This is a genomic window from Methylophilus methylotrophus DSM 46235 = ATCC 53528 (assembly GCF_000378225.1).
GTDB classification, from domain to species: domain Bacteria; phylum Pseudomonadota; class Gammaproteobacteria; order Burkholderiales; family Methylophilaceae; genus Methylophilus; species Methylophilus methylotrophus.
Map to the genome: position 1 here is coordinate 1194688 of NZ_KB905141.1, position 22301 is coordinate 1216988.

Consider the following 22301-nt stretch of genomic DNA (forward strand, 5'->3'; position numbering starts at 1 on the left):
GCGACGTGCTGGTCGAATGCGGCGAGTTTTGCCATAATGCCAGGCATGACTCAACACCTGCTTCCTTACCTGATTGTCGCGTTTGTTTATATGGCCGTGGCGCTCGACTACTGGCGCATTGCCACACAGGGCAAACCGGTGGATGAAAATTCGTTTCCGTTTCAATTACACAGTGCCATGGTGGCATTGGGCCTGGTCATGCATGGCGGCTTGCTGTACCGCGATATTTTTGCCATCGGCTCACTGAACCTGGGTGTTTTTTATGCACTCTCGGCTATTTTATGGCTGACGGTGCTGATTTACTGGCTAGCCGACTTAAAACACTCTCTACGTAGCCTGCAAGCTTTTGTATTACCACCTGCAGCCTTATTCGTACTCATGCCGGGCTTTGCGGTCAAAGACTATTATGTAGACACACACGGCTTCACCTTGTTCAACCTGCACATATTGATTGCTATGGTCGCCTACAGCCTTTTTACTTTCGCCGCCCTGCACGCCTGCCTCATGCGCATGGCCGAGCAAGCACTGCACAAGAAAAACAGCTGGTTGGCTTTGCCAGAATTTCCGCCACTGATGGTGTTGGAGTCTTTGCTATTTAAAGTATTGCATGTTGGCTTTGTCTTGCTGACCATTACCCTGATTAGCGGTATGCTGTTCAGTGAAGAAATTTTTGGCAAGCCCTTGCAGTTCAACCACAAAACCATTTTTTCGATTGCCTCATGGCTGATTTACGCCTGGCTGCTGTTTGGCCGTTTTAAATACGGCTGGCGCGGAAAAACTGCGACACGCTGGACCTTAATGGGATTCGTACTGCTGCTATTGGCTTACATTGGTAGCCGTTTTGTGCTGCATGTAGTGCTGGGCCGCTAAGCCATATTAAAAGTAAGTGGTTTTTTGATTGCTTTCCGGCTAAATCAACAGTTTGACCTCATGCTATGTTTATGCGATTGATAGGATCGGCGACATATTCTGCTGACCCCGTCTTGATCGCATAGACATTGGAAGTGAGCATGAAACCATCTTTATTATTAGTTGCGCCCCTATTTTGCATGACATTCTCAGCCGGGGCCGAAGAACAGCCAGCCACTTCCGGCAGCTCACCCTTGCATTTCAGCGCATATCTGGAAACCTACCTGATTCATGACTTTAACAAGCCGGACAATGACAGGCGGCCCGGGTTTGTGTACAGCCACAATGTGACTGACAGCCCAAGCATCAACCTGGGCGTCCTCAAAGCCGCACTATCAACCGAACGTGTACGCGCGAACCTGGCTTTGGGCTCAGGCACTTATATGCGTGCCAACTACGCAGCCGAGCCGCATGGCCTGCGCAACCTTTATGAAGCCAATATCGGTATCAAGCTTTCCGATGCCCATGACCTTTGGCTGGACATGGGCGTGATGTCTTCGCATCTTGGTTTTGAGAGCGCAATTGGCATAGATAACTGGACCCTCACACGTAGCCTGATGGCCGATAACTCCCCGTATTTTGAAACCGGGGCCAAGCTGAGTTACACCACACCAGATGGCAAGTGGCTGCTGAGTGGACTATTACTCACTGGCTGGCAACGGATTCATAGACCCAACGACAATACTACGCCTTCGATTGGACACCAGCTCACCTATAAACCGAGTGACAAAATCACGATTAATAGCAGCTCATTTATCGGCAACGATAAATCCGACGCCCAGCGGCAGATGCGCTATTTTCATGATTTTTACGTGCAGTGGCAGCTCAATGAACACTGGGGGTTGACGACGGCTTTTGATATCGGCGCTGAACAGGTGGCCCCTGGCAGTGACAAATACAACATTTGGTATAGTCCGAATATTGTGCTGCGGTATACTTATTCAGACCGGCTGCAATTTGCGGCAAGGCTGGAACATTACAACGACAGGCACGGTGTGATTATCAATACTGGTACCAGCAATGGTTTCCAGACCACCGGTTACTCAGTCAATATGGATTACCGATTTCACCCGCGCATGGCATGGCGCAACGAGTTACGCAAGTTGAACAGCCGCGACGAAATCTTTGACAAAGAGGGCTCGCGACTGGTCGATAACAACCTGATGGCTGTCACGGCACTGACACTGAGTTTTTAGCGCCAGCGATGATGCACCTTAGCGCCAGCGATGATGCACCTTAGCGCAGGCTGATATGCGGCCAGCCATGTTCGCTGGCATACGCGGTCAATGTGGGGTCCGCATCGACTGCCACCGGGTTGGTCACCAGTTTCATTAATGGCAAATCGTTGTGTGAGTCACTGTAGAAATAGCTGGTTTCAAAGTCCACCAACGTTTGCCCACGGGCCGCCAGCCATTCATTCAGGCGCGTCACTTTACCCTGCTGGAAACTGGGTGTGCCACTGACGCCACCGGTAAATTGTCCATCGACCATTTCAGGGTCTGTGCCGATCAGGTGTTCAATACCATAGGCAGTGGCAATTGGCTTGGTGACAAAGCTGTTGGTCGCCGTAATCACCATACACAAATCGCCATTGGCTTTATGCTGGTTGACCAGGTCTTGGGCTTTTTGCGTCATCATCGGGCGGATGACTGTTTCCATGTATTTTTTATGCAGTTCATCCAGAAAAGCTTTGGGATTCTGCGCCAAAGGCTGTAACTGGAACTTGAGGAAGGCATAAATATCCAGGCAACCGTTTTTATAATCCTCGTAGAACTGTTCATTGCGTGACTTGTGCTGCTCGGCATCGAGCAAGCCTTCGCTAATTAAAAACACGCTCCAGTTATAGTCACTATCCCCGGCCAGCAGGGTGTTGTCCAAATCAAATAACGCCAGGTTTTGTTTCATAAAATCAACTTCTTGAATAATTAAACAATCTGTTCCTCGGGCACGGCTTCAGTCGTTGAGGTCAGCACCAGAAACACGCCGACCAGGATCACGGCCAACGCAATATATTCCATGACATGGATATGCTCATTGGCAAACCAGACGCCGACCACAAAGGCCACCACCGGATTGACAAAGGTATTGCTGCTGGCGACCAATGGCCGCACATGATGCAACAGCCAATGGTACGCCGAGAAGGCAATCATGGAGCCTGGCACAATTAAAAAGCCTATCGCAGCCCATGACTGTGTCGAAATATGGGCGGGCAAATGTTCGTCAAACGCGACGCTGAATAAAAATGAAATCAGTCCGCCGCATAACATCTGGCTGGCGGCACCCATCAAGCCGCTTGGCATGGCCATATGCTTGCTCCACACCGAGCCCAGCGACCACGAAGCCGCCGCAAACATCAGCAAACCGGCACTGAGCCAGTCGCCTTGCAAACTACCACGAGTATTCAATAACAAAATCCCGACCAGGCCAATGCCTATCCCCAGCCACTCGCGGCGGCTGATCTTGTGCCCCCACAAGCTGGAAAAAACAGCCATCCAGATAGGTGCTGTGGCAATCGACAACGCAGCAACACTAGACGAGACATGTAATTGCACATTCGAGACGGTACCATTGCCGAGTACGGGCAGCAATAATCCTACCCAAGCTGCACCACGCCATTGCGCCAGCGTAGGTGCTGCATGCCCCATGCTGCGCAAGATGCCATACAACAAAGCACCGGCAATCGTGAATCGGATACCCACCATGACAAAAGGCGGAAAACTCTCAATGGCGTATTTGATGAAGAGATAGGTGGAGCCCCAGATGAAATAGGTACAGGTCAGCGCAATGATCACCAGCCACCATTGATTTTTCTGCGCCATCTCGACTTAACCTTTCTCCAAAAAAATAAAAACGCTTGCTGTTTGGTCCACAGCAAGCGTTTGCCAATACCGTGATTACACTTGCGGATTCAGTTTTTCCGGTTTGGCATACAACTTATTCAATGCATTTAAATAAGCCTTGGCAGAAGCAACCACAATGTCAGTATCCGCGCCCTGCCCATTGACGATGCGTCCACCTTTAGCGAGACGCACCGTGACCTCACCTTGCGCATCCGTGCCGCTAGTGATGTTGTTCACAGAGTAAAGCAACAATTCGGATTCACTTTTCACCACGTTTTCAATCGCCTTGAAGGTCGCATCGACCGGGCCGCCACCATTGGCTTCCGTACGCTGCTCTGCGCCATCAACGCCCAAGGTTAAAATCGCATGCGGAATTTCACCGGTTTGTGACGCGACCTGCAGATAAGCCAATTTGAACAATTCGGCGGTATCCTGCACCACTTCATCACTCACCAATGCGTGCAAGTCTTCATCAAAAATCTCGGATTTTTTATCCGCCAGCTCTTTAAAACGCGAAAACGCCGCATTGAGTGCATCTTCACTTTCAAGCTCAATGCCAAGCTCTTTCAAGCGCGTGCGGAAAGCATTACGGCCAGACAATTTACCCAAGGTGAGTTTATTCGCGCCCCAACCCACATCTTCAGCACGCATGATTTCATAAGTTTCGCGGTGTTTGAGCACGCCATCCTGGTGAATGCCTGACTCGTGTGCAAACGCATTGGCCCCGACAATCGCCTTGTTCGGCTGCACCGGGTAGCCCGTAATCGTCGACACCAGCTTGGAAGCAGGCACAATCTGGGTGGTGTCGATGCGCGTGGTCAGGTTGAAAATATCACTGCGGGTCTTAATCGCCATAACGATTTCTTCGAGGCTGGCATTGCCGGCGCGCTCGCCCAGGCCATTGATGGTGCACTCCACCTGACGCGCGCCGTTCATGACGGCAGACAGGGAGTTAGCCACCGCCATGCCCAGGTCATTGTGGCAATGGGTAGACCAAATCACCTTGTCAGAGTTCTTGACACGCTTGATCAGCTCGGCCATGCGCTCACCCCACACGGAAGGAATGCTATAGCCAACAGTATCCGGCACGTTGATAGTTTTGGCACCGGCTTCAATCACGGCCTCAAACACACGTACCAGGAAATCTATCTCTGAACGGACCGCATCCTCGGCAGAAAACTCCACGTCTTCGGTGTATTCGCGCGCCCATTTCACGGCTTGCACAGCCCGTTCAACCACTTGGTCTTCGGTCATGCGCAACTTGTTTTCCATGTGGATTTTGCTGGTTGCAATAAAGGTGTGGATACGGCCTTTTGCCGCATGCTGGATCGCCTCACCCGCACGTCGCACGTCGTTTTCACTGGCACGGGCCAGTGAGCACACGGTAGAGGTTTTAATCACTTTGGCAATTTCAGAGATCGCATCAAAATCACCCGGGCTGGCGGCAGCAAAGCCGGCTTCAATCACGTCCACGCCCAGCTTTTCCAGCTGGCGGGCAATGCGGATTTTTTCTTCTTTGGTCATCGCGGCGCCCGGGCTTTGCTCTCCATCACGCAGCGTGGTGTCAAAAATAATAATTTGTTCCATGTATGTTCCTAATCTGATAGGCGTGAATTTTACTCGCTTGTCCTATAATTGACCACAATCTTAGATGTTTTACCCAGTTGATAAGATGCATAAAAAACGCGCCTCTTGGGGCGCGCTTTCGATTGACCGGCACTGCATCAGCCCGCTTTTTTCGCCTCTAACCTGCCACGTATCCACATATAGTAGCCAGACAAAGCGTAAACGAATACTACGCTGAACAAAACTTCTGGCGGACTATATGAAATCAGCACAAACGCCATGACTACCGCCAGGATGGCTACAAACGGCACCGAATGTCTGAGGTTGATATCCTTGCCGCTGTAAAACTTGAGGTCAGACACCATGGAACCGGCCGCGAAGATGGTCAGGAACCAGGCAATCCATTTGACCTGCAAGGCGCCAAAGAAAATCTCGCGGCCATCAATATTGTATTCGTAGGAGACCCAGACAAAGCCAGCCAGCAAGGCAGCGGCCGCCGGACTGGGCAAGCCCTGGAAGAACCGCTTGTCCTGAAATGGATCATCGAGCTTGGTATTAAAACGGGCCAGTCGTAACGCTGCACAGGCGCAGTAAATAAACGCGGCAATCCAGCCCAGTTTATTCATGGGCTGCAATGCCCACACGTACATAATCAATGCTGGCGCCACTCCAAAAGACACCATATCAGCCAAACTGTCGTATTCTGCACCGAATGCACTTTGGGTTTTGGTCATGCGCGCCACGCGACCATCGAGACCATCCATCACCATCGCGATAAAAATCGCAATCGCCGATTGCTCAAAATGCTGGTTCATCGCCTGAACGATGGCATAAAACCCACCGAACAATGCCGCGGAGGTGAATAAATTGGGGAGCAGGTAAATGCCACGCTGACGCAAACTGGTATGTTCTTCACGTTTTGATAAGCGGGTTTGTGAGTCAGACATAAGAAAGATCAACAATAGAGATATGCGCATTGTTGCGGGCAATGACAAAAAATGCAAGCACGGTCAACCGACGAAAAAGCACTCATACATGGTCAGGAGGAGTCATCACGCTGTGCTAAAATGCTGGTTTATTTCAGCTATTTAACGTCATTTTCATGCAGTTTTCCTTACACAATACCGATGGGCTTGCTCGACGTGGCACGGTCAGCCTGCCGCATGGTGAAGTACAAACCCCGGCGTTTATGCCCGTGGGCACTTATGGCACGGTCAAGGCCATGTCTCCGCAAGAACTCAATGACATCCAGGCGCACATCGTGCTCGGCAATACCTTTCACCTGTGGCTGCGCCCAGGTCTAGACGTGATTGCGGCACATGACGGCCTGCATAAATTCATGGGCTGGAACAATCCTATCCTCACAGACTCTGGCGGCTTTCAGGTATGGAGCCTGGGAGAGTTACGCAAAATCACCGAAGAAGGGGTGAAATTCCAGTCACCCATCAACGGTGACCGCTGCTTTTTAACACCTGAAGAGTCCATGCGCATACAGCGCGTGCTCAACAGTGACATCGTCATGATTTTTGACGAATGCACCCCCTACCCAGCCAGCCACGACCAGGCACGCAAGTCTATGGAACTCAGCCTGCGCTGGGCGCAACGCAGCCGGGATGCGTTTAATGTCTACCAAACCCAGACCATCACACGCACACTCACCATGGTGGGTGGCCCTGACGAAGTGAACCATTTACGTTCAGACAACACGCCAACCAATGGTAATGCGTTATTCGGGATTATCCAGGGCGGCATGTACGAAGACCTGCGCGACATTTCACGCCAAGGCCTGGAAGCGATTGGCTTTGACGGCTACGCCATTGGTGGCTTGTCTGTGGGTGAACCCAAGGAAGACATGCTGCGCATCCTGGCGCACACTGCACCCCAAATGCCAAAAGACAAACCGCGCTACCTGATGGGTGTGGGTACGCCGGAAGATCTGGTCGATGCAGTCAGCTACGGCATTGATATGTTTGACTGCGTCATGCCAACCCGCAACGCACGTAATGGCTGGCTGTTCACGCAATATGGTGATGTTAAAATCAAAAATGCCAGCTATAAGACGGACACGCGCCCATTGGATGATGAGTGTGAATGCTACACCTGCCAGAACTTCAGCCGGGCTTATTTGCATCATTTGCACCGCATAGGTGAAATTCTTGGGGCACGTTTGAACACCATTCATAACTTGCATTACTACCAGGTGTTGATGCAGGAGATGCGTGCAGCGATTGAAGAGAACCGCTTTGAGGCGTTTAAGGCGGAGTTTGCTCGGAAGCGAGCGGAGAAACGTTAACTCCGAACTGTAGAAGACTCAATCTGGCGCATGAGTGAGTCGCAACTAGGCATGATTAGAACAAAAGGTCGTTCTTATTACACACTTTATTTCGCCTGTAGGCGAGTTACTTTCTGTTGCTTGCCCCACAGAAAGTAACCACAACTAACGCAGTGTTGCGGTGAAGGCTAACCTTTAGGTTAAGCCACAAAGTGGCGGCCGAAGCCAAAGAAGAGGGCACCCAGCCATCACGGCCTAACGGCTCCCTTGTGTTGTTGGCTACGGCCGCTGCGCTTAACATTGCTGCGCAAGTTAGCCTACGCCGTAACAGACTGCTTCGCAGTCTTAGTTATCAACAAAGTAAGCGGTCACGAAACTCGCCCTAACAGCTTGCACACCACGCAAGCTGTCGCGGAGCTCAAACAGTCGCTCCCTTTTTTCTTACTTTGTCTCCGCTACTCAGCGTGATGGGATGGGATTTATCTCGTCAAAGCCACACTGTTGAAGTTTGGAAGGTTGGAAAACACCAATTCTTTTATTCACTCCAATGAGGGTGGTGCTCGCATGGTGTTCGGGCCTCCATCTGACGCGCCGAGCAACGCAGGCTTGGCGGGAGCTTTCGGTCATCGACTGTTCGAGTTCCGCAACAAGCCACGTTCTGTGTGGCTTGTCAGGGCGAGTTTCGATGGACGCCCGGCAAGCCGAGTAGCACAGAATAAAAGCGGAAGCTGGGGTGCACTTTCTTTTGGTTACTTGTTCTTTGTGCAAGCAAAGAAAAGTAACTCGCCGAGAGGCGAAATAATGCGTGACAAACAATCACCCATCACCCGCGTGGGCATATATGCCCACCCTACCGCTGAACTAAGTATTCACGTTACCTGAATCCTGCCTCCGCCAAAATGACGATTTGTTGCAGGGCACGTTGGCTCTACAAAAACCAGCCGTTCCGCAGGCGCAGGGCATGGTCTACTCTTGTCAGACCTTACGCCGGACAGCCTTCACCCCTTTTTACTAAACTACTTGCATACACTCTCGAATCACACCGCGCCATTTATTCTTCCCTCGCCTGTGCTAGAATCGCGAGTTATCTCGTAGATTGATTCAGGAACAAAAAATATGTTTATCAGCAACGCATACGCAGCTGCCGCACCTGCCACCGACATCATGAGCTTCTTGCCTATGGTGGTGATTTTTGTATTGTTTTACTTTATGTTGATCCGCCCGCAAATCAAGCAGGCTAAACAGCATAAATCGATGCTGGAAACATTAAAAGCGGGCGACGAAGTGGCCACAACCGGAGGCATTGTCGGCAAGGTGACTAAAGTGGGTGAAAACTTTGTCAGCATTGAAATTGCGGCCAATACAGTAGTGAATGTACAGAAACATACTGTACAAACCCTGCTGCCTCCAGGCACCCTGAAATCCATTTAAACAAACCATTTATACGAACAAAGACTACGCGTCTTTCATTCCGACCAAGAGTTTCTTATGAACCGTTATCCGATATGGAAATTCGTACTGATCGGCACAGTGATTATCATTGGCCTGCTGTACACGATCCCAAACTTTTTTGGTGAATCACCTGCAGTGCAAATCAGCCCGGCAAAAACATCCCTCAAGCTAGACGAGAGCCTGCTGGAGAAAGTGGAAAGCACGCTGAAACTGGCTAACATCCCGTTTGACGGGCTGTTTATGGATGCCAGTGGTGTCAAAGTACGTTTTGCCACGACGGATACGCAGTTGCTGGCAAAAGACAAGCTGGTCGCCAACCTCGGCAAAGACTATACCGTTGCGCTCAACCTGGTGCCACAAACGCCAGGCTGGTTGCAAAGCATAGGCGCCAAACCTATGTATTTAGGTCTGGACTTACGTGGCGGTGTGCATTTTCTGCTGCAAGTGGATATGAAAGCGGCACTTGACAAAGCGGCTGAAAGCACTGTTGGTGACTTCCGCATGTCTTTGCGCAAGGAAAAAATCAACTACTACGGTATTGAGCGCCAAGGACAGGTCGTGGTGGTGAAATTTGAATCAGAAGCCGAAGCGACCAGGGCACGCAACCTGTTGGCTAAAGATTTTTCTGACCTGACCTACAAAATTTCCGGCAGTGATAAAGATATCAGCCTGACCGCCAGCATGAGCGTCATGGCGCAAAAACGCATCCAGGAGTTTGCGCTTAAGCAGAACCTGCAAACCTTGCATAACCGGATCAATGAACTGGGCGTGGCTGAGCCTATTGTGCAGCAGCAAGGCCTGGACCGCATTGTGGTGCAATTGCCTGGCGTGCAGGATACTGCTAAAGCCAAGGAAATCCTGGGCCGTACGGCTACACTGGAAATCCGTATGGTGGATGAAGAGAAATCTGATATGGCCACGCTGCAAAAAGCACAAAATGGCCAGGTACCTTTTGGTGATGAATTGTTTAGTGACCGTGAAGGCCGCCCTGTACTGGTTAAGAAAAGCGTAGTCCTGACCGGTGACCGCATCACCGACGCTGGGCCGGGTGTGAATGGCCAGAATGGTGCCTCTGTGGTGAACGTGACTTTGGATGGCCGCGGCGCTGGCATCTTTAAAAACGTGACCCGTGAAAACGTGGGCAAGCGCATGGCGATTTTGCTGATTGAAAAAGGCAGCACCGAAGTCATTACGGCACCAGTCATCAACGAAGAAATCGGCGGTGGCCGTGTGCAGATTTCAGGCATGGCCAACGCACAGGAAGCGACCGATATTTCATTGCTGCTGCGTGCCGGTGCGCTGGCAGCACCGATGGAAATCATCGAAGAGCGTACGGTTGGCCCTAGCATGGGTGAAGAAAATATCAAGCGCGGCGTACATTCAACCCTGTGGGGCTTTGCAGCAATTGCCGTGATGATGATGGTGTACTACCTGGTGTTTGGTGGCGTGTCAGTGATGGCATTGGGCGTCAACCTGCTGTTGCTGGTGGCGATTCTTTCCATGTTGCAAGCGACGCTGACCCTGCCCGGCCTGGCCGCGATTGCGCTGGCACTGGGGATGGCGATTGACGCTAACGTCCTGATCAACGAGCGTATCCGCGAAGAACTGCGTAATGGCAACACGCCGCAAGCCAGTATCCACGCCGGTTACGACCGTGCGTTTGATACCATTTTGGACTCCAACGTGACCACTTTGATTGCTGGCCTGGCGCTGTTTATGTTCGGGACTGGCCCGATCAAAGGCTTTGCAGTTGTCCACGTGCTGGGCATCATGACTTCCATGTTTAGCGCCGTGCTGGTCTCTCGCGCCTTGGTCAACCTATTGTATGGTTACCGCCGCAAGATTGAAAAACTGCAAATCGGTTAATCGCTGTCACAACCTATTGAGTACAGATTATGGAATTATTCAGAATTAAAAAAGACATCCCGTTCATGAGTTACGGGCGTCTGACCACTTCGATTTCGCTGATTACCTTTGTATTGGCGGTTTTCTTCCTGCTGCACCGTGGCCTCAATTACGGCGTGGATTTTACCGGTGGTACAGTGATGGAAGTACATTATCCGGCGGCGGCGAATATTGAGCAAATCCGCCAGGTGATGGATGGGGTGGGTCTAAAAGATGTGACGGTACAAAACTTCGGCTCCAGCCAGGATGTGCTCATCCGATTGCCAGTCAAAAAAGAATTATCCATTGCACAGCTATCGGAAAAAATCTCCACTGCGCTAAAAGGTGCGGATGCAGGGGCAGAAGTGCGCCGGGTAGAGTCGGTAGGTTCCCAGGTGGGTGAGGAGCTGTACGAGAACGGCGCCTTGGCCTTGTTACTGGTGTGTGCCGGTATCATGGGCTACCTCGCGTTACGTTTTGAATGGCGCTTTGCCGTGGCGGCGATTATCGCCAACATGCATGACGTGATCATCATCCTGGGCTTTTTTGCCTTTTTCCAGTGGGAGTTCAACCTCACGGTATTGGCGGCAATCCTGGCCGTCTTGGGTTATTCGGTCAACGAATCCGTGGTGGTGTTTGACCGCGTGCGTGAAAACTTCAAAAAAATGCGTAAAGCCAGTGCGGTACAGGTTATTGACAACGCCATTACGCGTACCATGTCGCGTACGATTATCACGCACTTGATGACACAAACCATGGTCTGTTCCATGCTGTTTTTTGGTGGCGAAACCCTGCACAACTTCTCACTGGCACTCACAATCGGCATTTTGTTCGGCATTTACTCTTCGGTATTGGTTGCCTGCCCAATCGCCATGTGGCTGGGTGTGAACCGCGCCAACCTGATTGGCGACACTGAGAAAAAACCCAAGGAAGACGAAGCAGCCATCGCACCTTAAGCGCAACTATTATTTGATTCTTTTAGGCTTGGATTTTTAGCCACTGGTGGGTACACTAGTGGCTTCTTGTTTTCAACTCCACACTTTTGGACAACATTCCGATTTCATGGCAGCTGGTGACGCTAGCTGTTTTATTGTTACTCTCAGGCTTTTTTTCTATCGCCGAAACCAGCCTGATGTCGGTCAATCGTTATCGCCTGCGTCACCTGATGAACGAAGGCCATCGAGGCGCAAAACTGGCGAGCGAGCTACTCTCCCAAACCGACAAATTACTGGGTGTCATCCTGCTTTGCAATAATTTTGCCAACGCCTCTGCTGCCACTCTGGTTACACTGATTACGGTAGAGTTATTTGGTGAAGGTGAATGGATATTGATGTTTGGCACATTATCCGTCACATTTGCCATTCTGGTATTCAGCGAAATCTCACCCAAAGTGATTGCGGCTGCCCACCCGGAAAAGCTGGCTTTATTTAGCAGCTATATTCTCTATCCGCTGCTGAGAGTACTTTATCCAGTCGTCTGGTTTGTTAATTTGTTTGTGTCTGCCATCTTGCGATTACTGCGCATCAAAGTCAGTTTTAAAGACCAATCACACGCCCTGACCACCGAAGAGCTGCGCAGTATTGTCAGTGATGCCGGACAGTACATCCCCTCTCAAAATCGCACGATATTACTCAACCTTCTGGATCTGGAAGACATCATTGTGGACGATGCCATGACCGCCCACACCCAGGTTGAATTTATCGACCTAGATGAACCAATAGACCAAATCATGGAGCAGCTGGTACGCAGCCACCATTCACGCCTGCCAGTCCGTCAGGGAGATCATGAAGATATTGTCGGTATTTTGCATGTGCGCAAGGTATTGCCACTGCTACGTGACTTTCACATAGGCAAAGCGCCGACCAAAGCCCTTTTACAGGCAGCCATGAGTTTGCCCTATTACATTCCCTCGGGCACGCCACTCTACACACAATTACAACAGTTCCAGAAACGTCATGAGCGCATTGCGCTTATCGTGGATGAGTATGGTGAATTCAAGGGTCTACTGACACTCGAAGACATTCTGGAAGAGGTAGTGGGCGAATTTACCACCCAATCGCCCGAGCATGCCAGCCACTTTCATCAGCTCGAAGACGGCAGTTGGCTGGTGGATGGCAGTAGCTTGTTGCGCGATCTCAATCGCAAATTGAAACTCTCTCTGCCAACAGATGGTCCACGCACATTGAATGGCTTAATTCTGGAGCATTTTGAGGATATCCCCGAGCCCAATACCAGCTTTAAAATTGATCAGTACAAGTTGGAAATTCTTGACGCACAGGATCGTGTTGTCAAACGCGTCAAAATTTACCCTTAAACCCTGATTTCTCTCGCATCCGCTCTTGAATTTTTTAATACAAGGCGCAAAATAAGTTCTAAGATAGGTATACAAAACTATGGTACGACCCAAGCGTGATGGTGACTTGGCTCTGGAGTCCCAGGTCGCCAAACCCAAGCCTCCAGAACTTTACAAGGTGTTGTTACTCAATGACGACTACACCCCAATGGAATTTGTTGTGGCCGTCATTGAGCGGTTTTTTAACAAGTCCCGTGAACAAGCCACGCAAATCATGCTCAAAGTACATACCGAGGGAATGGGTGTGTGTGGTGTGTACCCACAGGACATTGCGGAAACCAAAATGCATCAGGTTCTAGAGTCTGCCCGCGAAGCACAACATCCCTTGCAATGCGTGATTGAGGCCGCTTGATGCTTGTAAAGGCATTGTGAGAATACAAGGCAAATACACTAGTACACTCTGGGTTAAATAGGTGTATTGTGGTGGTAGCATGATAGCCAGTGTTTCTGGATCGCTTCGCTCATTTAAACTTGAGTAAAAAGCAACCTTGGGGCATTGAATTTTTTGAAGAAAAGCACGATAACAATAAACAGACAGGTTTTGCCAAATTGCAGCAGTGACATCCGCAACGAGGCGTTTTGCAGTTTAGTGTAGTGTAGTGTATTAAGGAAAGTCATCATGATTGCTCAAGAACTTGAAGTCAGCCTGCACATGGCATTTATGGACGCACGACAAAAGCGTCACGAACTAATTACGGTTGAGCATCTATTACTGGCTATGTTGGATAATCCGACAGCCGCAGAGGTACTGCGTGCCTGTGGGGCCAAATTTGACACACTGCGCAGTGAATTGACCCAGTATATTGAAGAACATACGCCTACTGTGGCTGGCTCTGACGAGGTAGACACCCAGCCAACCCTGGGATTCCAGCGCGTCATCCAGCGCGCCATGCTACATGTACAGTCTTCCGGTAAAAAAGAAGTGACTGGCGCGAACGTGCTGGTTGCCATTTATGGCGAAAAAGACTCGCATGCCGTATTTTTCCTGCACCAACAAGGCGTGACACGCCTGGATGTTGTCAACTTCATCTCGCATGGTGTGGCGAAAATTCAGGAAAACGAACCAAAATCTGCCAGCACCGAGCAAGATACTGAAGGCGAAAGCGTCAGCACAGGTGCCTTGGAAAACTTCACCTTAAACTTGAACGCACAGGTGCTGGCAGGCAAGATTGATCCGCTGATTGGCCGTGGCCTGGAATTGGAACGGGTGATCCAGACCCTGTGCCGCCGCCGCAAAAATAATCCTTTACTGGTGGGTGAAGCTGGCGTGGGTAAAACAGCGATTGCCGAAGGCCTGGCCTCGCGCATCGTCAGCAACGACATTCCTGAAGTATTGGAAAATGCGACTGTCTACTCGCTCGACATGGGGGCTCTGTTGGCTGGGACCAAATACCGCGGCGACTTTGAACAACGCTTAAAAGCCGTCATGAAACAACTGGCCGAAAAACCGGATGCCATTTTGTTTATTGACGAAATTCATACCCTGATTGGCGCCGGTTCCGCCAGTGGTGGCACCTTGGATGCGAGCAACTTGCTGAAACCGGCCTTATCAAACGGCTCACTCAAATGCATAGGTGCGACCACTTACCAGGAATACCGTGGCATCTTTGAAAAAGATCATGCTTTGTCACGCCGTTTCCAGAAAATCGACGTGCAAGAACCGAGCGTAGCCGAAACCATTGAGATCCTCAAAGGCCTGAAAGCTAAGTTTGAAGAGCACCACAGCGTGAAATATAGCGCCAGTGCCTTGACCGTTGCTGCTGAGTTATCTGCCAAATACATCAATGACCGTCATTTGCCAGACAAGGCCATTGATGTGATTGATGAGGCTGGCGCTGCCCAGCGTATCTTGCCCAAGAGCAAGCAGAAGAAAGTGATTGGCAATAAAGAGATTGAAGAAATCATTGCCAAGATTGCGCGCATTCCGCCCAAAAATATTTCCACGGATGACCGCAATGCCCTGAAGACCCTGGAACGCGACCTCAAGGCCGTGGTGTTTGGTCAGGACAAGGCAATTGAAGTACTGGCGTCTGCTGTGAAAATGGCTCGTAGCGGTTTGGGAAATGGCAACAAGCCTATCGGTAGTTTCCTGTTCGCAGGCCCAACCGGGGTTGGTAAAACCGAGGTTGCCAAACAGCTGGCTTATATCCTGGGCATTGAATTGCTTCGCTTTGATATGTCCGAATACATGGAGCGTCATGCGGTATCGCGCCTGATTGGTGCGCCTCCCGGCTATGTTGGCTTTGACCAGGGTGGCTTACTGACTGAAGCGGTGACTAAGCAACCTTATTGCGTATTGTTGTTAGACGAAATTGAAAAAGCACATCCGGATATTTTCAATATCCTGCTGCAAGTGATGGACCATGGCACGCTGACCGATAACAACGGCCGCAAAGCGGACTTCCGCAATGTGACGATTATCATGACGACCAATGCCGGCGCAGAGAACCTGTCAAAAGCCAGCATAGGCTTTACTAACAGCAAGGATGTGACTGACGAAGCGGCCGATCTGAAACGATTGTTCAGCCCTGAATTCCGTAACCGTTTGGATGCGACCGTTTCATTCGGCGCACTTAACCAGGAAGTCATCTTGCGCGTGGTAGACAAATTCCTCATGCAGCTTGAAGATCAGTTGCACGAGAAAAAAGTCGATGTGACCTTCAGTGATGAACTCAAGGCCTACCTGGGTAGAAAAGGATTTGATCCACTGATGGGTGCGCGTCCGATGGCTAGACTGATTCAGGACACCATACGTAAAGCATTAGCAGATGAATTGCTGTTCGGCCGCTTGAGCGATGGTGGGCACGTACACATCGATATCGACGATAAAGATCAGATTCAACTGATTTTTAAAGAAGAAACCATTTCCGCATAATCTTCAATTTGCAATAAAACCTCGCCACAAAGCGCACAAATTTGGTGCGCTTTGTGGCGAAAACCCCACGCATATGGGTATCAATATATTATCGTTTAGTATAAAATCAATACGTTACGCATATATTCATCTCTGGTACGGTAATTGCTACCTTGAGCAATGACTGTCAGTCATGATTTTGTACATGCAAAAAATTTTTTATCTATTACATCTATTATGTTTGGTATTCGCCTTGCAGACCACTGCTGCGGAACCCGTAGTCACTGCATCGCTGTTACAGAACAGCGCCAGTGAAGCAATGTTATCCAATGCTGTAGATGATGTGTTGACGGCAGATTTTGGTGATGCCAGCAACAGTATCGATATGCTCGAAATCGCAGAAGTCGATGTAGATAAAATTCTGTTACCGGCTTTCAGCTACCCGGTACAACGTACCAGCAATCACGCTCCAGAACATCAGCTACCTGATTACTATCCCCTCTTTGCTTTCTGGCTAGACCGGCCGCCCCAAATCCACTAACAATCCTTGCACACACAGGCATGCTTGGCTGCCTGTATATCATTTTAATTATTAATTAAGGTGACTGTGCCATGATAGGCGTACAGTCATCCCAGAAGGATTATTATGTTGAGTAAAACCCGCTGGCGAACAGCGCGCAGGCTAATGTGGCTATGTTGTTGCGTGCCTTCACTTGCCTTTGCCGAAGTCACTTTCGACCTAAAAACATTACTAGATAAAGCTGTCGCCGAAAACCCCATGATGGCGATCAGCAAGGCACAAGTTGAAGCCGCAGCTGCCGGTATCACCGTTGCAAGGTCTTTCTATAACCCTGACCTTGAGTTGATGGCTGGCCCGGCCAGATACCGCGGCGTGCCAACGCCAGGCGCCACCGAAAGGAACTACGGTGTCACTATCTCGCAACCCTTGGATTTTCCCGGCACTCGCACTTCCCGCCGTGAACTAGCCGAGCAACAATTGACCTATGCAGAAAAAGGCATACAAACCACCAGCTTCGACTTGCGTAACCTGATCAAGCAAGCCTACTTAACCGTTCTGCTGCGTCAGCAGATTCTGCAAATGCTAGGCGCCAACCTGAGTGTCTTGCAGGAAATTCAAACCAAAATCAAACGCAAGGTTGAGGTAGGCGAAGCGGCCAGATACGAGCTCATCAAGGCCGATACTGAATTGCTGGCAGCAGAGCGGGATTACGCCAGCGCGCAAACACGTATTGATGAAGCCAAGGCGATTTTACGCGGCATGATAGGCAATATGCCCGACAACTTTGAAGTCAAATCTGAACTTCCTACGATTTCTGAATTGCCTAACATCACAGAGTTACGGCAATCTGCCGAGAACAATCCTTACTTGCAGCAACTCATCACAGCGAAAGACAGTGCTGAAGCCAAACTCAAGCTTGAGCAGGCCTTGCGTTTTCCAGGGCTTACTTTGAAGTCTGACTTTACCCAGGATCCGGACTTGAACACATTCCGTGTGGGCGTTGTTTTGCCATTACCGGTCTGGAACCATCGTGAAGGCCAGATTGCCCAGGCAGCAGCCGGGGTAGAAGAAGCTGATGCCAATATTCGTCTGCAAAAACAGGTATTACGCAAAGAGATCGATAGCGCATACCAACGTAACGTGATCGCAAGCAACCAGCTCAAAGTATTTGAAAATGGCCTGCTGGAGCAATCACAAGCGACCTTGAGTCGTGCAGAAGCCGCTTATAAATTCGGAGAACGCGGCATCCTGGAATACCTGGATGCGCAACGCGTCAATCGTGATGTCAAACGGGACTATCTGATTGCCAAATTCGATTATTTTTTCAGTGTATTGCAAATCGAACGTTTCATCGGTTCTGATTTGGTTCAACCTTAAGGGGATGGTGATGTCTCGCGTGTTATTTTCAACCTTGTTAACTGCCGCACTGGCCGTCATGTCTACGGCGTGCTCCGAAAAACCAGCTCCGGCACCAGAAACGAAAGAAGTCGTCGACCCTAGCCTGGTCACCTTGACCAAAGAACTACAAGCCAACGTAAAAACTGGCCCTGTGACTGAAATACAGTTTGTGGATACGCTACGCATTCCTGGCCGCATCCAGGTCGATGAACAATTTGAGTCCCGCGCTGGCGCGTCCATTACTGGCCGTATCAGCACACTGGACGTAAACCTGGGTGACGAAGTCAAAGCGGGCCAACGCCTGGCAACGATTAAAAGTACTGAGCTGGCGCAATACCAATTGAGCTATATTAAAGCCAGCCAGCAGATGCAATTACATAAAAAGGCAGTTGATCGTGCAAAACAGTTGCTGGAAGCAGATGTCATCAGTCAGGCCGAATTGCAACGTCGAGAAGGCGATCTGAATGCAGCCAATGCAGAACTCAATGCCGCCCGTGACCAGTTGCTAGTGTTGGGCATGACGCCAAATAGCATCTCTCAGCTAGGCCTCGCCAATAGTGGCATGTCTACTAGCCAGGTCAACTCCAAAATCACCGGGACGGTGATTGAACGCAAGGCCCGTCTGGGCCAGGTTGTGGCCCCGGCAGAAGAATTATTTGTGATTGCGGATTTGTCGCATGTGTGGGCTGTAGCCGAAATTCCCGAGCAACAAATTGCCCATATCAGCGAAGGCCAAAGCATTAATATCGAGGTCCCTGCGCTGGATGATGCCGAACTGACTGGCACCTTGGCATTTGTGGGCGATATTGTGAACCCGGCCACACGTACGGTGATGGCACGTGCCAATATCAGCAACAATAAAATGCTGCTCAAGCCTGACATGTTGATTACTATCCTGCTTGAGGCCAAACCGGAAAAAGTGGTGGCAGTCCCTGCGACGGCCGTGGTGCGTGAAAACAATGCGGACCATGTGTTTGTGCAAACCATGAAACCCACGCAATACAAACTGATACCCGTCACACTGGGACGCACCTACGAGGGCCAGAGAGAAGTACTGCAAGGCTTGCAACCAGGTGATCAAATCGTGCTGGACGGCGCTTTCCACGTCAATAACGAGCGTAAGCGCAAAGAAATGGAGTAAAGCATGATTGAATCGATGATCAGAGGCGCTCTCAAGCAGCGCCTCATTGTGCTGGTAATTGCCATCGCCCTGATCGGCGCCGGTTTATTTGCGGTTAAAAAACTGTCCGTCGATGCATTTCCGGATGTGACCAACGTCCAAGTCATGATTGCGACGCAGGCAACCGGAAAATCTCCTGAAGAAGTAGAACGTTTCATTACCGTCCCGCTGGAAATCGCCATGACCGGCCTGCCCGGCCTCACTGAAATGCGCTCGGTGAACAAAAATGCCCTATCGCTGATTACGCTGGTATTTACGGACAGTACCGATGTCTATTTTGCCCGGCAACTGGTGATGGAACGCCTGATGGAAGTGATGGAGCGTATGCCGCAAGGCGTCACACCTATCCTTGGCCCTGTCTCCACCGGCCTCGGCGAAGTCTACCAATTCACGCTGGACAAACCAGATGATGGCAAGAAAGAACTAACGCGGGAAGATCTGACAGAAAGACGCGCTATCCAGGATTGGGTTGTACGCCCATTGCTGCGCGGCATTCCTGGCGTGGCCGAGATCAACTCACAAGGCGGCTATGTCAAACAGTACCAGGTATTGGTCAATCCGGATCGGATGACGCATTTCTCCATCAAGCTCAAAGATGTGTATGAAGCCTTGGCGCGCAACAACGCCAATAGCGGCGGCGGCATTCTTCCGCATTATGCAGAGCAATACTTGATCCGTGGTGTGGGCCTGGTGCAAAACCTGGACGATATCCGCAATATGGTGCTCAAAGAAGAAAATGGCATCCCGGTCTACATCCGTGATGTGGCAGAAGTCACCATCGGCCACGAGGTACGTGTTGGGGTGGTGCTTAAGAACGGCGACACCGAATCGGTAGGCGGCATCGTGATCATGATGCGTGGCGGTAACGCAAAAGAAGTGGTGAGCCGTATCAAGGCGCGGGTAGAAGAAATCAACAGCAAAGGCATGCTGCCTCACGGATTGCAAATCGTGCCTTATTATGACCGTAGCGAACTGGTGGATGCGGCGCTGCACACCGTGACCAAGGTGCTGATTGAAGGCATTATTTTGGTGATTGTGATTCTGTTCCTTTTCCTGGGCGATGTGCGTTCCAGCCTGATTGTGGTGGGCACCCTGGTGCTGACGCCACTGATTACCTTTATGGTGATGAATCATTACGGTATTTCTGCCAACCTGATGTCATTGGGTGGGCTGGCGATCGCGATTGGCCTGATGGTGGACGGTTCGGTGGTGGTGGTTGAAAACGCCTTCCACCACTTGGGTCACCGCAAGGACGAAAGCAAAATCCGCGTTGTGCTTGAGGCCGCCAGTGAAGTGGCAACCCCAGTGTTATTTGGTGTAGGCATCATTATCCTGGTGTTCTTGCCATTGATGACACTGGAAGGCATGGAGGGAAAAATGTTTGCGCCTTTGGCATACACCATTGCCATCGCCTTGTTTGTCTCGCTGGTCTTGTCGCTGACCATGACACCTGCGCTGTGCTCTTATGTATTAAAAGGGGGTAGCGGTGAAGATACCAAGCTGATACAGACCATCAAGAAACCCTACCTGTCGGCCTTGAACTGGGTGCTCAAAAACGAGAAGAAAACGATTACTTTCTCGGCACTGTTGTTTATTGGCACGATTGCCCTGTTCCCGTTCCTGGGTACTTCCTTTATCCCGGAAATGAAAGAAGGTTCTATCGTACCGGGGATTAACCGTGTGCCCAATATTTCGCTGGAAGAGTCCATGAAAATGGAAAACAAGGCGATGAAGCTAATCATGGAGCAAGTGCCAGGCGTGAAATCTGCCATCTCTGGTCTTGGTCGCGGCGAAAGCCCGGCGGACGCGCAGGCACAAAACGAATCCACACCTATCATCAGCCTGAAACCCCGTGAAGAATGGCCGGAAGGCTGGACGCAGGATGACATTGCCGAGAAGATGCGTGCAGTGCTGGAGAAATACATCCCTGGTGTACAAATCATCATGGCGCAGCCGATTTCTGACCGCGTGGATGAGTTGCTGACTGGGGTTCGTGCCGATGTGGCAGTCAAGATCTTTGGTGAAGACCTGGATACGCTGAAACAAAAAGCAGACGAAATTGCCAGGATTGCCGGTACGGTAAAAGGCGCCACCGAAATCAAGGTGGAAAAGGTATCAGGGCAGCAATACCTGAATATTACAATTGACCGCCAGGCCATTGCCCGTCATGGCATTAACACTGCCGATGTGCACGATATCGTTGAAACAGCGATTGGCGGCAAGATTGCTACCGAGATTTTCGAAGGCCAGCGCCGGTTCTCAGCAGCCGTGCGTTATCCGGAGTCTTTCCGTAACAATGAAGAAGCTATCCGCAATATCATGCTGACTTCACCGAATGGTTCCCGCGTGGCATTGGATGATGTGGCAGATATTGAGGTCAAGGACGGGCCGGCACAGATCAGCCGCGAACTGGCCAAGCGCAGGATTGTGATTGGTGTGAACGTGAAAGATCGCGACCTGGGCGGCTTCGTCGCTGAACTGCAACAAGTGCTTGATCAGCGCCTGCAGTTGCCTGATGGTTACTACCTGGAATATGGCGGCCAGTTCCAGAACATGGAGCGTGCCATGGGCCACCTGATGATTATTATTCCAGTGACGATTGCAGCGATTTTCTTCTTGCTGTTCTTGCTGTTCCAGTCGATACGCTTTGCCACCATGATTATTCTGGTGCTGCCATTTGCCTCTATCGGTGGCGTGATTGCCTTGTTCGTGACAGGTGAATATCTGTCCGTCCCAGCTTCAGTAGGTTTCATTGCCTTGTGGGGGATCGCCGTACTCAATGCAGTGGTGCTGGTATCGTATATCCGCACGCTACGCGAAGAAGGCCTGGATCAGCTAGAGGCTATCCGCAAAGGCTGTGCCCAACGTTTCCGGCCGGTGATGATGACGGCGACGGTGGCCATGTTGGGTCTGGTGCCGTTCCTGTTTGCCACAGGGCCAGGTTCTGAAGTGCAGCGTCCATTGGCAATTGTTGTGATTGGCGGCTTGATTACGTCTACCTTGCTGACATTAATCGTGGTGCCCACCTTGTACCGTAAGTTTGAAGAAAGCAGAATAGAGGCATAATCCATGA

Annotated in this window: 17 protein-coding genes; 13 read left to right on the forward strand and 4 right to left on the reverse strand. The window is 50.5% G+C overall.

From position 1 onward, the window contains the following. The first annotated feature begins 36 nt into the window (after window positions 1-36). Both F463_RS0105825 and F463_RS0105830 read left to right on the forward strand, forming a co-directional pair. Entirely contained in the window at window positions 37-870 is an 834-nt protein-coding gene (locus tag F463_RS0105825; protein ID WP_026295347.1) for a cytochrome C assembly family protein, read from the forward strand. Window positions 871-1010: 140 nt separating this feature from the next. After that, window positions 1011-2105: a porin gene (locus tag F463_RS0105830; protein ID WP_018986122.1), complete on the forward strand. Its 1095-nt coding sequence runs from the start codon at window positions 1011-1013 to the stop codon at window positions 2103-2105. Window positions 2106-2145: 40 nt separating this feature from the next. On the opposite strand, the gene F463_RS0105835 is transcribed toward F463_RS0105830, so the two are convergent. From F463_RS0105835 to pssA, 4 genes are all read right to left on the reverse strand, one after another. Next, window positions 2146-2814, reverse strand: a complete 669-nt coding sequence (locus F463_RS0105835) for a histidinol-phosphatase (protein WP_018986123.1) — start codon at window positions 2812-2814, stop codon at window positions 2146-2148. A gap of 20 nt (window positions 2815-2834) precedes the next feature. Beyond that, window positions 2835-3728, reverse strand: coding sequence for a drug/metabolite exporter YedA (gene yedA, locus F463_RS0105840; RefSeq protein ID WP_018986124.1), 894 nt, complete (start codon window positions 3726-3728; stop codon window positions 2835-2837). A gap of 75 nt (window positions 3729-3803) precedes the next feature. Beyond that, window positions 3804-5336, reverse strand: coding sequence for a 2-isopropylmalate synthase (locus F463_RS0105845; protein ID WP_018986125.1), 1533 nt, complete (start codon window positions 5334-5336; stop codon window positions 3804-3806). A gap of 137 nt (window positions 5337-5473) precedes the next feature. Beyond that, window positions 5474-6262, reverse strand: a complete 789-nt coding sequence (gene pssA, locus F463_RS0105850) for a CDP-diacylglycerol--serine O-phosphatidyltransferase (RefSeq protein ID WP_018986126.1) — start codon at window positions 6260-6262, stop codon at window positions 5474-5476. Window positions 6263-6417: 155 nt separating this feature from the next. Between pssA and tgt the strand changes: the two genes are divergently transcribed. The 11 genes from tgt (at window position 6418) to F463_RS0105915 (ending at window position 22294) form a co-directional block, all read left to right on the forward strand. Continuing rightward, window positions 6418-7608 (forward strand): tRNA guanosine(34) transglycosylase Tgt, encoded by a 1191-nt coding sequence (tgt, locus tag F463_RS0105855; protein ID WP_018986127.1) that lies wholly within the window; start codon window positions 6418-6420, stop codon window positions 7606-7608. A gap of 1095 nt (window positions 7609-8703) precedes the next feature. Beyond that, window positions 8704-9018, forward strand: coding sequence for a preprotein translocase subunit YajC (gene yajC / locus F463_RS0105865; protein WP_018986129.1), 315 nt, complete (start codon window positions 8704-8706; stop codon window positions 9016-9018). A 57-nt stretch (window positions 9019-9075) separates the two neighbouring features. Beyond that, entirely contained in the window at window positions 9076-10905 is a 1830-nt protein-coding gene (gene secD / locus F463_RS0105870) for a protein translocase subunit SecD (protein WP_018986130.1), read from the forward strand. A gap of 29 nt (window positions 10906-10934) precedes the next feature. Beyond that, window positions 10935-11879: a protein translocase subunit SecF gene (secF, locus tag F463_RS0105875; protein ID WP_018986131.1), complete on the forward strand. Its 945-nt coding sequence runs from the start codon at window positions 10935-10937 to the stop codon at window positions 11877-11879. A gap of 86 nt (window positions 11880-11965) precedes the next feature. Further along, window positions 11966-13237 (forward strand): HlyC/CorC family transporter, encoded by a 1272-nt coding sequence (locus F463_RS0105880; RefSeq protein ID WP_018986132.1) that lies wholly within the window; start codon window positions 11966-11968, stop codon window positions 13235-13237. Window positions 13238-13316: 79 nt separating this feature from the next. After that, window positions 13317-13628 (forward strand): ATP-dependent Clp protease adapter ClpS, encoded by a 312-nt coding sequence (clpS, locus tag F463_RS0105885; protein ID WP_018986133.1) that lies wholly within the window; start codon window positions 13317-13319, stop codon window positions 13626-13628. Window positions 13629-13895: 267 nt separating this feature from the next. Next, window positions 13896-16151 (forward strand): ATP-dependent Clp protease ATP-binding subunit ClpA, encoded by a 2256-nt coding sequence (gene clpA / locus F463_RS0105895; protein WP_018986135.1) that lies wholly within the window; start codon window positions 13896-13898, stop codon window positions 16149-16151. Between the two features lie 184 nt (window positions 16152-16335). After that, the gene (locus F463_RS0105900; RefSeq protein WP_026295348.1) at window positions 16336-16671 is read left to right on the forward strand and encodes a hypothetical protein; all 336 of its coding nucleotides are present in this window, start codon (window positions 16336-16338) and stop codon (window positions 16669-16671) included. A 105-nt stretch (window positions 16672-16776) separates the two neighbouring features. Continuing rightward, window positions 16777-18027: a TolC family protein gene (locus F463_RS0105905; protein ID WP_245545136.1), complete on the forward strand. Its 1251-nt coding sequence runs from the start codon at window positions 16777-16779 to the stop codon at window positions 18025-18027. Window positions 18028-18037: 10 nt separating this feature from the next. Continuing rightward, entirely contained in the window at window positions 18038-19189 is a 1152-nt protein-coding gene (locus F463_RS0105910) for an efflux RND transporter periplasmic adaptor subunit (protein ID WP_018986138.1), read from the forward strand. A gap of 3 nt (window positions 19190-19192) precedes the next feature. Next, the gene (locus tag F463_RS0105915) at window positions 19193-22294 is read left to right on the forward strand and encodes an efflux RND transporter permease subunit (protein ID WP_018986139.1); all 3102 of its coding nucleotides are present in this window, start codon (window positions 19193-19195) and stop codon (window positions 22292-22294) included. Window positions 22295-22301: the final 7 nt, after the last annotated feature.